The 13993-nt window shown below is 72.5% G+C and carries 11 protein-coding genes and 2 pseudogenes; 10 read left to right on the forward strand and 3 right to left on the reverse strand.

Annotation, left to right across the window (positions count from 1 at the left end; all coding sequences use genetic code 11):
- A pseudogene (locus tag ABZY11_RS27625) lies at positions 1–95 on the forward strand (serine/threonine-protein phosphatase); the annotation flags it as partial.
- A gap of 4 nt (positions 96–99) precedes the next feature.
- Here ABZY11_RS27625 and ABZY11_RS27630 read toward each other — a convergent pair.
- Both ABZY11_RS27630 and ABZY11_RS27635 read right to left on the reverse strand, forming a co-directional pair.
- A pseudogene (locus ABZY11_RS27630) lies at positions 100–834 on the reverse strand (DUF3097 domain-containing protein); the annotation flags it as partial.
- Positions 835–1062: 228 nt separating this feature from the next.
- Complete coding sequence (locus ABZY11_RS27635) at positions 1063–1785, reverse strand: MBL fold metallo-hydrolase (RefSeq protein ID WP_356481734.1); 723 nt, start codon at positions 1783–1785, stop codon at positions 1063–1065.
- 196 nt (positions 1786–1981) lie between these two features.
- On the opposite strand from ABZY11_RS27635, the gene hrcA reads away from it, so the two are divergent.
- The 9 genes from hrcA to ABZY11_RS27680 all read left to right on the forward strand — a co-directional run bounded on the left by hrcA (position 1982) and on the right by ABZY11_RS27680 (position 12571).
- Complete coding sequence (gene hrcA, locus ABZY11_RS27640) at positions 1982–2998, forward strand: heat-inducible transcriptional repressor HrcA (protein ID WP_356481735.1); 1017 nt, start codon at positions 1982–1984, stop codon at positions 2996–2998.
- A complete protein-coding gene (gene dnaJ, locus ABZY11_RS27645) occupies positions 2999–4135 on the forward strand; it encodes a molecular chaperone DnaJ (protein ID WP_356481736.1) in 1137 nt (378 codons plus the stop codon).
- Between the two features lie 125 nt (positions 4136–4260).
- Positions 4261–5334 carry a nitronate monooxygenase gene (locus ABZY11_RS27650; RefSeq protein ID WP_356481737.1) on the forward strand — a complete coding sequence of 358 codons (1074 nt, stop codon included), beginning with the start codon at positions 4261–4263 and terminating at the stop codon, positions 5332–5334.
- Positions 5331–6077 (forward strand): 16S rRNA (uracil(1498)-N(3))-methyltransferase, encoded by a 747-nt coding sequence (locus tag ABZY11_RS27655; RefSeq protein WP_356481738.1) that lies wholly within the window; start codon positions 5331–5333, stop codon positions 6075–6077. Before ABZY11_RS27650 ends, ABZY11_RS27655 begins: the two co-directional genes overlap by 4 nt.
- A gap of 108 nt (positions 6078–6185) precedes the next feature.
- A complete protein-coding gene (locus ABZY11_RS27660) occupies positions 6186–6716 on the forward strand; it encodes a hypothetical protein (protein ID WP_356481739.1) in 531 nt (176 codons plus the stop codon).
- Positions 6717–6796: 80 nt separating this feature from the next.
- Positions 6797–10030: a PDZ domain-containing protein gene (locus ABZY11_RS27665; protein WP_356481740.1), complete on the forward strand. Its 3234-nt coding sequence runs from the start codon at positions 6797–6799 to the stop codon at positions 10028–10030.
- A gap of 224 nt (positions 10031–10254) precedes the next feature.
- Positions 10255–10614, forward strand: coding sequence for a histidine triad nucleotide-binding protein (locus tag ABZY11_RS27670; RefSeq protein ID WP_356481741.1), 360 nt, complete (start codon positions 10255–10257; stop codon positions 10612–10614).
- Between the two features lie 18 nt (positions 10615–10632).
- Complete coding sequence (locus ABZY11_RS27675) at positions 10633–11541, forward strand: ribonuclease Z (protein ID WP_356481742.1); 909 nt, start codon at positions 10633–10635, stop codon at positions 11539–11541.
- Between the two features lie 37 nt (positions 11542–11578).
- The gene (locus ABZY11_RS27680; RefSeq protein ID WP_356481743.1) at positions 11579–12571 is read left to right on the forward strand and encodes an adenosine deaminase; all 993 of its coding nucleotides are present in this window, start codon (positions 11579–11581) and stop codon (positions 12569–12571) included.
- Here the strand turns inward: ABZY11_RS27680 and ABZY11_RS27685 are convergent.
- Complete coding sequence (locus ABZY11_RS27685) at positions 12535–13890, reverse strand: MFS transporter (protein ID WP_356481744.1); 1356 nt, start codon at positions 13888–13890, stop codon at positions 12535–12537. The genes ABZY11_RS27680 and ABZY11_RS27685 overlap by 37 nt on opposite strands.
- Positions 13891–13993: the final 103 nt, after the last annotated feature.

The raw sequence follows: 13993 nt of genomic DNA on the forward strand, positions 1-13993 counted from the left end.
GGGCCCTCGCCAGCGTCACGGTCGATCCCGGCAAGGTGCTGGCCTGCGCCAACGATCTGCTGATCTCGCTGGGCGGCGACCTGTTCACGACCTGCCCCCGGACAGGATCCGCTGCCAGGCCGCGCCGGTGTTCTCCGGCCAGCCGAGGGCGCGGCACACGCCCGTCTTCCAGTCCTGGCCGCGCGGTACCACCGGCCAGGCCGTGATGCCCGCGGAGGACGGCTTCACCGCCTCCCACACGTCGATGTAGGGGTGGCCGACCACCAGCACGTCCGGGTCCGACACCTGGTCGGCGATCCGGGACTCCTTGGAGCCGGGGACCAGGTGGTCGACCAGGACGCCCAGCCTGGCGTCCGGGCCGGGGGAGAACTCGCGCACGATGGCGGGCAGGTCGTCGATGCCCTCCAGGTACTCGACGACCACGCCCTCGATCCGCAGGTCGTCGCCCCAGACCCGCTCGACCAGCTCCGCGTCGTGCCGGCCCTCCACGTAGATCCGGCCCGCCCGCGCGACCCGGGCGCGCGCCCCCGGGACCGCGACCGAACCCGAGGCCGTACGCGTGGGGCGCACCGGAGCGGCCGCCGAGGGGCGTACGAGGGTCACCACCTGGCCCTCCAGCAGGAAGCCGCGGGGTTCCATCGGGAACACCCGGTGCTTGCCGAAGCGGTCCTCCAGGGTCACCGTCGGACCCTGGGCCGTCTTCTCGCAGCGGATCACCGCACCGCAGAATCCGGTGGAGACCTCCTCCACGACCAGATCGGTTTCGGCGGGGACCTCGGGAACGGGGGCGGACCTCTTCCACGGCGGGGTCAGATCCGGCTGGTAGCTGCGCATCGGACGACGATAGGACGACCGGGTCCCGTCCGGCGGATCAGGGTCGGACAGGGCGCGGCGTCCGGTGCGGTGCATCGCAGGGCGCCGGAGCGTCTTAGGTGGGGTCTCCCCTGCTCGAACGGAGTTGAGAGCTTGGGGAAGGAGCTGTTCGGACGTTCCGGCAACGCCGCGAGGTGTCGTGCCAGGCGTCGCGACCCCGGCCATGATCTTCCGGACAGGCACTGAGGGTCACGACACGCCGAAGCGTACGGTCAGTTGTTCGCGCTGGTCCCGTACGAACGCCGCGTTCACCACCGCCCCGTGCCCCGGCACGTACACCGCGCCCTCGCCGCCCAGCGCCAGCAGCCGGTCCAGCGCGGCCGGCCAGCGGGACGGGAACGCGTCCCGGCCCGCCTGCGGTTCGCCGGACTCCTCGACCAGGTCGCCGCAGAGCACGATCGCGGGGGAGCCAGGGACGACCGCCACGAGATCGTGGCCGCTGTGCGCGGGGCCCACGTCGGCCAGCAACACCTCGCGCCCGCCGCCCAGATCGAGCGTCCACTCGCCGCACACCTGATGCTGCGGCGCGACCAGCGCATCGACGGCCTCCGCCGCGTCGTGCTCGCTGACCCCCTGGCGCACGGCCGAGCCGCGCAGATCGTCCGCCCCCCGCTTCAGCAGCTCGGTCATGCCGACCGCTCCGTAGACCTCGGCGCCGGGGAACGCGGCGGTGCCCAGCACATGGTCGAAATGGGGGTGGCTGAGTGCGATATGCGTCACCCTCCGGCCGAGCAGGGCCTGCGCCTGGGCCCGCACCTCGGCACCCTCGCGCAGCGTCGATCCGGTGTCGTAGAGCAGCACTCCATCCGCTCCGACCACCAGTGCGACTGTCGCGTCCCATCCGGGAAGGCGCCGCCGGCCCACTCCGTGACCGAGTCGCTCCCAGCCGAACTCTTCCCAAGAGGCATCCATACCGCGACGCTATCGGCAACGACCTGCGCGGTCTCGCGGTAGCGTGCCGGTCGCCCTTGCTAGGTCCCCACTCGGCCGCCGTACACTGGCCGGGGGATTGCTGGCACTCGCGATGACAGAGTGCCAGGCGGATTCCTGGGCAGAGAAACAGGAACGACCCGAGAACCACCGAGGAAACACAGCTGGAGGTGTCGCGATGCTCAGCGAACGCAGACTCGAAGTGCTTCGCGCCATCGTCCAGGACTATGTCGGCACGGAGGAGCCCGTCGGCTCCAAGGCGCTCACCGAGCGGCACAAGCTGGGGGTCTCCCCGGCGACCGTCCGCAACGACATGGCGGTGCTGGAGGACGAGGGCTTCATCGCCCAGCCCCACACCAGTGCCGGACGCATCCCGACGGACAAGGGCTACCGGCTCTTCGTCGACAAGCTCGCGGGGGTCAAGCCCCTCTCGTCGCCGGAGCGCCGGGCCATCCAGAATTTCCTCGACGGTGCGGTCGACCTCGACGACGTCGTGGGCCGCACCGTCCGGCTGCTCGCGCAGCTGACCCGGCAGGTCGCCATCGTGCAGTACCCCTCGCTGACCCGGTCGACGGTGCGGCATGTGGAGCTGCTGTCCCTGGCGCCCGCCCGGCTGATGCTCGTGCTCATCACGGACACCGGCCGGGTCGAACAGCGCATGATCGACTGCCCCGCCCCGTTCGGCGAGACCTCTCTCGCCGATCTGCGGGCCCGGCTCAACAGCCGGGTCGTCGGACGCCGTTTCGCGGACGTCCCGCAGCTGGTGCAGGATCTGCCGGAATCCTTCGAGAGCGAGGACCGGGGAACCGTGTCCACCGTGCTCTCCACCCTGCTCGAAACCCTCGTCGAGGAGACGGAGGAGCGGCTGATGATCGGCGGCACCTCCAACCTCACCCGCTTCGGGCACGACTTCCCTGTGATGATCCGGCCGGTGCTGGAGGCACTGGAGGAGCAGGTCGTGCTGCTGAAGCTGCTCGGCGAGGCCAAGGACTCGGGCATGACCGTACGTATCGGGCACGAGAACGCCCACGAGGGGCTCAACTCCACGTCCGTCGTCGCGGTCGGCTACGGTTCGGGCGACGAGGCAGTCGCCAAACTCGGCGTGGTCGGACCGACCCGCATGGACTACCCCGGAACGATGGGAGCGGTACGCGCAGTGGCACGTTACGTCGGACAGATCCTGGCGGAGTCGTAAGTGGCCACGGACTACTACGCCGTACTCGGCGTGCGCCGCGACGCATCTCAGGACGAGATCAAGAAGGCATTCCGGCGGCTCGCCCGCGAGCTGCACCCGGATGTGAACCCCGATCCGAAGACCCAGGAGCGGTTCAAGGAGATCAACGCCGCCTACGAGGTGCTGTCGGACCCGCAGAAGAAGCAGGTCTACGACCTCGGCGGCGACCCGCTGTCCGCCTCCGGCGGCGGTGGCGCGGGCGGATTCGGACAGGGCGGCTTCGGCAACTTCTCCGACATCATGGACGCGTTCTTCGGTACGTCGTCGCAGCGCGGACCCCGTTCGCGCACCCGGCGCGGCCAGGACGCGATGATCCGGCTGGAGATCGATCTCGCCGAGGCGGCGTTCGGTACCACCAAGGACATCCAGGTCGACACGGCCGTCGTCTGTACGACCTGCAGCGGCGAGGGTGCCGCACCCGGCACCTCCGCCCAGACCTGTGACATGTGCCGCGGCCGCGGCGAGGTCTCCCAGGTCACCCGGTCCTTCCTCGGCCAGGTCATGACCTCGCGGCCCTGCCCGCAGTGCCAGGGCTTCGGCACGGTCGTGCCGACCCCGTGCCCGGAGTGCGCCGGCGACGGCCGCATCCGCTCCAGGCGCACGCTCACCGTGAAGATCCCCGCCGGTGTCGACAACGGCACCCGCATCCAGCTCGCGGGCGAGGGCGAGGTCGGCCCCGGCGGCGGCCCGGCCGGCGATCTGTACGTGGAGATCCACGAGCTCTCGCACGCGGTGTTCCAGCGCCGCGGCGACGATCTGCACTGCACCGTCACCATCCCCATGACGGCGGGCGCGCTCGGCACCAAGGTGCCGCTGGAGACGCTCGACGGCCTGGAGGAGGTCGACATCCGGCCGGGCACCCAGTCCGGCCAGTCGGTACCGCTGCACGGCCGCGGCATCACGCATCTGCGGGGCGGCGGGCGCGGCGATCTGATCGTGCACGTCGAGGTGATGACCCCGACGAAGCTGGACCCGGAGCAGGAGCGACTGCTGCGCGACCTGGCGAAGATGCGTGGCGAGGAGCGGCCCACCGGCCAGTTCCAGCCCGGCCAGCAGGGGTTGTTCTCCCGGCTGAAGGACGCCTTCAACGGCCGCTGACCGGTCCCGCAGACCGTTCCCGGACGCCGGACGGGCCCGCTCGACGGGGCCCGTCCGGCGTTTGAGTACAAAGCGGACCCCGGGCCGCGCGCCCCGGGCGGCGCGGGACGTGACACGATGCGGTCATGTCATCCGCGTTGACCGATCTCTGCCGGTATCCGATCGTGCAGGCCCCGATGGCGGGCGGCACGTCCTGTCCGCAGCTCGTCGCGGCCGTCTCCGAGGCGGGCGGGCTCGGTTTTCTCGCTGCCGGGTACAAGACGGCGGACGGCATGTACAACGAGATCAAAGAGCTGCGCGGGCTGACCGCTCAGCCCTTCGGCGTCAATCTCTTCATGCCGCAGCCGGCGCTGGCCGACCCGAGCGCCGTCGAGGTGTACCGGCACCAGCTCGCGGGCGAGGCCGCCTGGTACGAGACCCCGCTGGGCGACACGGACTCCGGCGGCGACGACAACTACGACGCCAAGCTGGCCATCCTCCTGGAGGACCCGGTCCCGGCCGTCTCGTTCACCTTCGGCTGCCCGACCCGCGACATCCTCGACGCGTTCGCCGGCGTCGGCACGTACACCGTCGTGACCGTCACCACGCCCGAGGAGGCCCAGGCCGCCCAGTGGGCGGGCGCCGACGCGGTCTGTGTCCAGGGCGTCGAGGCGGGCGGTCACCAGTCCACCCACCGCGACGACCCGCAGACCGACGGCACCGGGATCGGGCTGCTCTCGCTGGTGTCCCAGGTCCGCGAGACCGTGCAGATACCGATCGTCGCCACGGGCGGGCTGATGCGCGGCTCCCAGATCGCCGCGGTGATCGCCGCGGGCGCGGAGGCGGCGCAGCTCGGCACGGCGTTCCTCGCCTGCCCCGAGTCCGGGGCGAGCCTGCTGCACAAGCAGGCGCTGACCAACCCGCTGTTCGTACGGACCGCCCTGACCCGGGCGTTCTCCGGCCGCCCGGCCCGCGGCCTGGTCAACCGGTTCATGCGCGAGCACGGCCCGTACGCCCCCGCCGCCTACCCGCAGGTCCACTATCTGACCGCCGGGCTGCGCCGGGCGGCGGCGAAGGCCGGGGACGCGCAGGGCATGGCCCTGTGGGCGGGCCAGGGGCACCGGATGGCACGCGAGCTGCCGGCCGGCCGGCTGGTCAGGCTGCTCGCCGAAGAACTGGACGCCGCACGGACGGCAGTGAGCACAGGGAGTACGCAGTGACCGCACCGGTCTTCGTCGTCGAACAGGTCCCCGACGGGCCCGAGTTCGTCCTGGAGGGGCCCGAGGGCCGGCATGCCGTGTCGGTGAAGCGGCTGCGCGCCGGTGAGGAGGTCGTGCTCACCGACGGGCGCGGCCGCTGGACGGAAGGCGTCGTCTCGGCCGCCGAGGGCAAGGACCGGCTCGTCGTCACCGGCCTGGCCCCGGTCCGGGAGGAGCCCCGGCCCTCCCCCCGCATCACCGTCGTCCAGGCCCTTCCCAAGGGCGACCGCGGCGAGGTCGCCGTGGAGACGATGACGGAGACCGGGGTCGACGCGATCGTGCCCTGGCAGGCCTCGCGCTGCATCACGCAGTGGAAGGGCGACCGCGGCCTCAAGTCCCTCGCGAAATGGCGCAACACGGCCCGGGAGGCGGGCAAGCAGTCCCGCCGGGTGCGTTTCCCCGAAGTGGCCGACGCGATGACGACCAAACAGATCGCCGCGCTCGTGGCCACGGCGGACTTCGCCGCCGTCCTGCACGAGGACCGGGGACACGACAGTGAGCCGCTGGCCACCGTCCTGCTCCCGGCCCAGGGCGAGATCGTGCTGATCGTCGGACCCGAGGGCGGGGTGTCGCCGGACGAGCTGGCGGTCTTCGCCGGGGCGGGCGCCCGGACCTGCCGGCTCGGAGCGAGCGTGCTGCGCACCTCTACGGCGGGCACGGCGGCGACGGCACTGCTGCTGGGGCGGACCGGCCGCTGGTCGTGAACCCTGTTGTGAGCCCGCTGTACGCCCCGTCGCGTGCGCCGGAGCCGCCCGCGGTTTTGGCCGCAAGCCGTCTACCGCTCCACGGGCGAACGGTGGGAAGCTGCCCGTATGGGGACATCAAGGGCATGGGGTCAGGGAAGAGAGCGGCGCTTTCTGGCCGCTTCCGCACTCGTGGTCGCGGCGGTCGCGGGTACCGCCGCCTGTGACCCCGCGGGCGGACTGAACTCCGCATCCATCGCCGTGACCACCGACCGGGTAGGCACCGGCGCACTGGAGCGCAACGGGGTCGATGTGCAGTGGCTGAACTGCACGGCCGACGTCGACGGGGACCGGACCGGGGGCGCCTCGCCCGCCGCGTCCGCGCGCCGGGTCGCCGACGTCGACTGCACCGGCAAGACCGAGAGGGGCGAGGCCATCACCCTCACCGGCAAGGTGACCCAGGAGTTCGGCGGGCGGTGCGTGCGGGGGGACTTGACCGCGAAGGCGGGCGGGAAGGCCGTCTTCCGGGCGGATGTGCTCGGCAACTGCGCCGCCCCGTCGACCGCCGTGCTGAATCCGCCACCGGCCGGCGGCGGCCAGGGCGCCCGGCCGACGGTCACCGTCACGGTGACGGTGACCGAAACGCCTGTGGGTAAGTGACTTCGACCGGCGGGCCGGGGCCCGTCGGACTCCGGCCAACCCGGTTACGCAGAGCATGGCGGCGGCCTAGGGTGATCGATGTGACACAGCCTGCCTATCTCCGATTCCCCCATGTCCAGGGCGATTCGATCGCCTTCACCGCCGAGGACGATGTCTGGCTGGCGCCGCTGGACGGCGGCCGGGCCTGGCGCGTCAGTGCCGACAACCGGCCTGTCACCCATCCACGGATATCGCCCGACGGAACCCGGGTCGCCTGGACGTCCACCCGGGACGGGGCGCCCGAAGTGCACATCGCGCCGACCGACGGCGGCCCCTCCCGGCGGCTCACCTACTGGGGCGACGCGCGGACCGCCGTCCACGGCTGGACGCCCGAGGGCGAGGTGCTGGTCGTCAGCACCCATGGGCAGGCGTCGCTCCGGCGCAGCTGGGCCAGGGCCGTCCCGGTCGACGGCGGGCCCGCCCGGACCCTGCCGTACGGGCCGGTCGGCTCGGTCGCGTACGGGCCCGGCGGCCGGGTGCTGCTGCTCTCGGTCACCATGGGGCGCGAGGCCGCCACCTGGAAGCGCTACCGGGGCGGCACGGCAGGCAAGTTGTGGATCGAGCGGGAGTCCCCGGCGGACGGCCCGGAGGAGTTCGTACGCCTTCACGCGGACCTCGACGGGAACATCGAATCCCCGATGTGGGTGGGGGAGCGCATCGCTTTCCTCTCCGACCACGAAGGCGTCGGCGCGCTCTACTCCTCGCTCCCCGACGGCTCCGACCTGCGCCGCCACACCGGCATCGAGGGCTTCTACGCCCGTCACGCGACCACCGACGGCACCCGCGTCGCCTACGCCTCGGCCGGTGAACTCTGGTTGCTGGACGGCCTCGCCGGCGACGGGCCCCGCCGCCTCGACATCCGGCTCGGCGGCCAGCGCGCCGACCTCCAGCCGCACTCCGTGCACGCCGGCAGCCATCTCGACTCCGCGTCCCCGGACCGTACCGGCCGCGGCAGCGCCGTCGGGACGCGCGGCGCCGTCCACTGGGTCACCCACCGCGAGGGACCGGCCCGCGCACTCGCCGTCGAACCGGGCGTACGGGCCAGACTGCCCCGCGCCTTCCAGGCCGACGGCGACCAGCATGTCGTCTGGGTCACCGACGCCGAGGGCGACGACGCCCTGGAGTGCGCACCCGCCACCGGAACCGCCCCCGGCGCCGTACCGCGCCGCCTCGCCGCAGGCCGTATCGGCAGGGTCCTCGACCTGGCCCCGGCCCCTGACGGCAGCCGGTTCGCCGTCGCCGCGCACGACGGGCGGGTCCTGATCGTCGAACGGGAGAGCGGCGAGGTCCACGAGGTGGACCGCAGCGAGCACGGCGACGTCTCCGGCCTCGTCTTCTCGCCCGACTCCTCCTGGCTCGCCTGGTCCCACCCCGGGCCCGAGCCGCTCAGTCAGCTCAAGCTCGCGCACCTGGCGGATCTGTCGGTCGCCGAGGCCACCCCGCTGCGCTTCCGGGACTTCGCCCCCGCATTCACCGGCGACGGCAAGCACCTGGCCTTCCTCTCCGAGCGGTCCTTCGACCCGGTCTACGACGCCCATGTCTTCGACCTGGCGTTCATCGGCGCCTGCCGCCCGCATCTGCTGACGCTCGCCGCCACCACGCCCTCCCCGTTCGGGCCGCAGCGCCATGGCCGCCCGACCGAGAAGGAGAAGGGCGGCGGCGAGGGCGACCAGGACAACCCGACCGCGCTGCCGGTCACCCGGATCGACCTCGAAGGACTCGCCGACCGGATCGTGCCGCTGCCCGTCGAGGCCGCCAGCTACTCCACACTGCGCGCCGCGAAGGACGGGCTGCTGTGGCTGAGCCACCCGGTGACCGGGGTGCTCGGGACCGGCGCCGCCACCCACGACTCCGGGCGGCCCGAGACCGTCCTGGAGCGGTACGACCTGGAGAAGCTGCGCTGCGAGGAACTCGCCTCGGGCGTCAGGGATTTCGCGGTCAGCGGGGACGGCAAGCGGGTTGTCCTGCAGACCCGCGGCAAGCTGCGCGTCGTACCGTCCGACAGCCATGTCGCGTGCGACGACGAGGACGGCGGCAGCGACGGCGGCGTCACCGTCGACCTCTCCCGGATCCGGCGGACCCTCGAACCGGCCGCCGAATGGCGCCAGATGTACAACGAGGCCGGGCGCATCATGCGGGACAACTACTGGCGCCCCGACATGGGCGGTCTCGACTGGGACGGAGTCCTGGACCGCTACCGCCCGGTGCTGGAGCGGGTCGCCACCCACGACGACCTGATGGACCTGCTGTGGGAGGTGCAGGGGGAGCTCGGCACCTCGCACGCCTATGTGACGCCGCCCGGCGGATGGGGCGACGACTCGGCCCGGCAGGGGCTGCTCGGTGCGGACATCTCCCGTACGGACGAAGGCAGTTGGCGCATCGACCGGGTCCTGCCGTCCGAGACCTCCGACCCGGAGGCCCGCTCGCCGCTCGCCGCGCCCGGAGTGGCGGTACGCGCCGGGGACGCGATCCTCGCCGTCGACGGCCGCCCGGTCGACCCGGTGACCGGCCCCGGACCGCTGCTCACCGGCTCGGCGGGCAAACCGGTCGAGCTGACCGTCTCACCGGTGGACGGCGGTGACCCCCGCCATGTCGTCGTCGTACCGGTCGCCGACGAGGAGGCGCTGCGCTACCACGCGTGGGTCGCCGACCGGCGGGCCTATGTGCACGAGCGCTCCGGCGGCCGCCTCGGCTACCTCCACGTCCCCGACATGGTCGGCTCGGGCTGGGCGCAGCTCCACCGCGACCTGCGGATCGAAGTGGCCCGCGAGGGGCTGGTCGTGGACGTCCGGGAGAACCGCGGCGGCCACATCTCGCAGCTGATCGTGGAGAAGCTCGCCCGCCGCGTCGTCGGCTGGGACCTGCCGCGCGGCATGCGGCCGTTCAGCTACCCGCAGGACGCGCCGCGCGGCCCCGTGGTCGCCGTGGCCAACGAGTTCTCCGGCTCGGACGGCGACATCGTGAACGCCGCGATCAAGGCCCTGCGGATCGGGCCGGTCGTCGGTACGCGGACCTGGGGCGGCGTGGTCGGCATCGACAGCCGGTACCGGCTGGTGGACGGTACGTCGGTCACCCAGCCCAAGTACGCGTTCTGGTTCGAGGGTTACGGCTGGGGCGTGGAGAACCACGGGGTCGATCCCGATGTCGAGGTCGTGATGACGCCGCAGGACCATGTGGCGGGGCGGGATCCGCAGCTGGACGAGGCGATCCGGATCGCGCTGGCCTCGCTCGCCGAGACCCCGGCGAAGCGGGCGCCGGAGCTGCCGGAGGCGTAGGGGTGGCGGGGCGGGTGCGGGTCCGGTGCGCCTGCGGCGGGCCCGATCCCCCTGCCCGACCCTTCCCGTAACCGGGGGCTCAGCCCCCCGGACTCCCGCTCCTCAAGCGCGGGAGGGGCTGGATCTCGCCCCGGTCCGGGAAGGGCGGGCAGGGGACAGGGCCCGCCGCAGGCGGCCCGATAGCATGCCGTACAACGATCACCAACAACCCGAGGAGCCACCCCATGGCGGGAGAACCGCAGCCCGACTGCCTGTTCTGCAAGATCGTCTCGGGTGAGATCCCGGCAACCATCGTCCGCGAGACCGAAACCACCGTCGCCTTCCGGGACATCAACCCGCAGGCCCCCACCCACGTACTCGTCATCCCCCGCGTCCACTACCCGGACGCCGCCGCGCTCGCCGCCGCCGAGCCGACGATCACCGCCGACATACTGCGTGAGGCCGGGCAGGTCGCCGCCGACGAGAAGATCGTGGACACCGGTTACCGGGTCGTCCTCAACACCGGCTCCGGCGCCGGCCAGACCGTCTTCCACGCGCACGCCCACGTCCTGGGCGGCCGCGGACTGCAGTGGCCCCCCGGCTAGAACGGCCCGTCGCACACCATGTCCGTACGCGAACTCGTGGTCCTGGGCACCGCCAGCCAGGTCCCGACCAGACACCGCAACCACAACGGCTATCTGCTGCGCTGGGACGGCGAGGGCATCCTCTTCGACCCGGGTGAGGGCACTCAGCGCCAGATGCTGCGGGCCGGCGTCGCCGCGCACGACATCGACCGGATCTGCGTCACGCACTTCCACGGCGACCACTCGCTCGGCCTGGCCGGGGTGATCCAGCGGATCAACCTCGACCAGGTCCCGCACCCGGTCATCGCGCACTACCCGGCGAGCGGGCAGCGCTTCTTCGAGCGGCTGCGGTACGCCACCGCGTACCGCGAGTCCGTCGAGCTGACCGAGGCCCCGGTCGCCGCCGACGGGGTGCTCGCCACCACCGAGGCGTACACACTCAGCAGCCACCGGCTCTCGCACCCCGTCGAGTCGTACGGCTACCGGCTCGTCGAACCCGACGGGCGCCGCATGCTGCCCGCGAAACTGGCCGAGCACGGCATCAAGGGGCCGGACGTCGGCCGGATCCAGCGCGAGGGCGCCCTCGGCGGCGTCACGCTGGACGACGTCTCCGAGCGCAGGCGCGGCCAGCGGTTCGCGTTCATCATGGACACGAGGCTCTGCGACGGCGTGCACGTCCTCGCCGAGGGCTGTGACCTGCTTGTCATCGAGTCGACCTTCCTCGACGAGGACGAACGGCTCGCCACCGACCACGGCCATCTGACCGCCGGACAGGCGGCCCGGGTGGCCCGGGACGCGGGCGTGCGGCACCTCGTGCTGACGCACTTCTCGCAGCGGTACGACGACCCGGCCGTCTTCGAGACCCAGGCCCGCGCGGCGGGGTTCGAGGGCGAACTGACCGTCGCCCAGGACCTCAGCAGGGTCCCCGTGCCCACCCGGCACCTTTGAACACATCAGCACCACCATCTGTGAGCGTGAAAAACCCGTGCATCTCCCCAAAGCCGAACTTCACCTCCACATCGAAGGCACCCTCGAACCCGAGCTGGCCTTCGAGCTCGCCGGACGCAACGGTGTGCGGCTGCCGTACGCGGACACCGAGGAGCTCCGCACCGCCTATCGCTTCGACGACCTGCAGAGTTTCCTCGACCTGTACTACGCGCTGATGGCGGTGCTCCGGACCGAGGAGGACTTCGAGGAGCTCGCCGACGCGTATCTCGCCCGCGCCGCGGCGCAGGGCGTCCGGCACGCGGAGATCTTCTTCGACCCGCAGGCGCACACCGCCCGCGGCGTCCCGATCGGCACCGTCGTCGAGGGGCTCGGCCGGGCGCTGGACCGCAGCGAGGAGAAGCACGGCATCTCCACCCAGCTGATCATGTGCTTCCTGCGCGACCAGTCGGCCGAGTCGGCGCTGGAGACCCTGGAGTCGGCGAAGCCGTATCTGCACCGGATCGGCGCGGTCGGCCTCGACTCGGCGGAGGTCGGGCACCCGCCCGTCAAGTTCCGTGAGGTGTACGAGGCGGCCGGGGCCCTCGGGCTGCGCAAGGTCGCCCACGCCGGCGAGGAGGGCCCGCCCGAGTACATCCGGGAGGCTCTGGACGTCCTCGGGGTCGAGCGCATCGACCACGGGCTGCGCTGCATGGAGGACCCGGACCTGGTGAAGCGGCTGGTCGCGGACCGGGTGCCGCTCACCCTCTGCCCGCTGTCCAACGTACGGCTGCGCGCCATCGACACCCTGGAGGAGCACCCGCTGCGGGCCATGATGGCCGCCGGACTGCTCTGCACGGTGAACTCCGACGACCCCGCCTACTTCGGCGGATACGTCGGGGACACCTTCCACGCCGTCCACGAGGCGCTCGGCCTGGACCAGGAGCAGCTGCGCACGCTGGCCCGCAACTCCTTCGAGGCGGCCTTCCTCGACCACGACGAGGAGCGCAGGGCGCGCTATCTGTCCGAGGTCGAGGCGTACGCGTTCGACTGACCGGCCCCGCCCGCCGGCCCGGCCGTCCGGAACGCGTTGCGGACCGGGCGCCTGCGGCGCACGGGCAGGCTGATCTCCGTGACGGCCTGCTCGGGCGCGCCCAGCCTGGGCACGGCGCCGGGCACCGCTCCGGTGGTGACGGCGAGCAGCGCGGCCGGGGCGCCGCCCCTGCGCCGTACCGATCCCGGCACCAGCGGACGGCCGCCGGTGTGCAGGGCGACGGCCGTAACCGGCGCGGCCACCAGGAGCGTGACGGCGCCCAGGATCAGGCCCATCACCGGGTAGCCGGCCTGCTCGGACAGCACACTGCCCAGGACCGGCCCGCAGGCCACCCCGACGGACGAGGCGGAGCCGGCGAGGACCGCCCAGCGGCCGCGTACGTCCAGGGAGGCGGCCAGGCCGATCAGATACGACAGGACCACCGGGTAGACGGTGTTCCACAGGATCTCGCCGGTCGCGAACGAGCCGAGGTTCCGGGCCGACGAACTGAGCACGATGCTCCCCGCGATGATCACGGTGCCCAGGCCGATCGGCACCGCCCGGCCGAGCCTGGCGCCCAGCACCCCGGCGCCCATCACCCCGAGCAGACCCGCGCCGAGCGCGGCGGCGAACACCGCGCCGATGGTGACCTCGGAGAGCCCGGCCTGGGCCACGCCGATCCGGCTGCTGACGCCCCACAGCGCGTTCTGCGCCATGGACCAGACGAGCATGCCGCCTGCGAGCACCAGACCGGAACGGCGGTGCGGCAGCCGGCCGGCCACCGGGGCGGCGGGACCGGTGGGCGTGACACCGCCGAGCCGCGCGGTGGCGGGCCAGACGAGCAGGGCGACCAGGGTGATGGAGGCGAACGGCAGCCGGTGGCCGCCGCCGAGGTGCGGGATCGTCAGATAGAGGGCGCCCGCCGTCGCGGAGACGCTGAGCAGCCCGAGCGACGAGGTCCGGTGCGGATCGCGCTCGGCGGCGATGCCCGCGGCGGCCACCGCGGTCGCCGTACCGGAGCCGAAGCCGCCGATCATCGCGCCCATGACCACCAGCGGCACCGAGCCGGCCAGGGCGGCGCAGCCGTACCCCGTCATGGCCAGGACCAGTCCGATCCGGGCCGGCCGCCGCGGCCCGTACGTCTCGACCCGGCCCGCCAGCGTGAACCCGGCAGTCGCCGAACTCAGCAGCAGGGCACTGCCGACCAGACCGGCCTGCGCCGTACTGAGGCCGAGACAGACGGAGAGCCGCCCGACGATGGTGGGGAGCAGATAGGCGGCGAGGTAGCCGGCGGTGAATACGGCGACCAGGGGCCACGCGGCGCGAGGGCGCGAGGACATGGGCGTTCCTGAAGACATGCCGGATCGACGGCAGAGAAGGCAGGGGAGGGCAATGCGGGAAATACGGAGAAGTCGGGCCACTCGTCGGCAACCGTCGCCGATG

The sequence above is a fragment of the Streptomyces sp. NPDC006510 genome (assembly GCF_040611955.1).
GTDB lineage: Bacteria > Actinomycetota > Actinomycetes > Streptomycetales > Streptomycetaceae > Streptomyces.

Excerpts from the sequence above, each read along its gene's own strand:
- ABZY11_RS27635 (WP_356481734.1), bottom strand. The coding sequence starts at position 1,785 with ATGGATGCCTCTTGGGAAGAGTTCGGCTGGGAGCGACTCGGTCACGGA.
- hrcA (WP_356481735.1), top strand. The coding sequence starts at position 1,982 with ATGCTCAGCGAACGCAGACTCGAAGTGCTTCGCGCCATCGTCCAGGAC.
- ABZY11_RS27650 (WP_356481737.1), top strand. The coding sequence starts at position 4,261 with ATGTCATCCGCGTTGACCGATCTCTGCCGGTATCCGATCGTGCAGGCC.
- ABZY11_RS27660 (WP_356481739.1), top strand. The coding sequence starts at position 6,186 with ATGGGGACATCAAGGGCATGGGGTCAGGGAAGAGAGCGGCGCTTTCTG.
- ABZY11_RS27670 (WP_356481741.1), top strand. The coding sequence starts at position 10,255 with ATGGCGGGAGAACCGCAGCCCGACTGCCTGTTCTGCAAGATCGTCTCG.
- ABZY11_RS27675 (WP_356481742.1), top strand. The coding sequence starts at position 10,633 with ATGTCCGTACGCGAACTCGTGGTCCTGGGCACCGCCAGCCAGGTCCCG.
- ABZY11_RS27685 (WP_356481744.1), bottom strand. The coding sequence starts at position 13,890 with ATGTCCTCGCGCCCTCGCGCCGCGTGGCCCCTGGTCGCCGTATTCACC.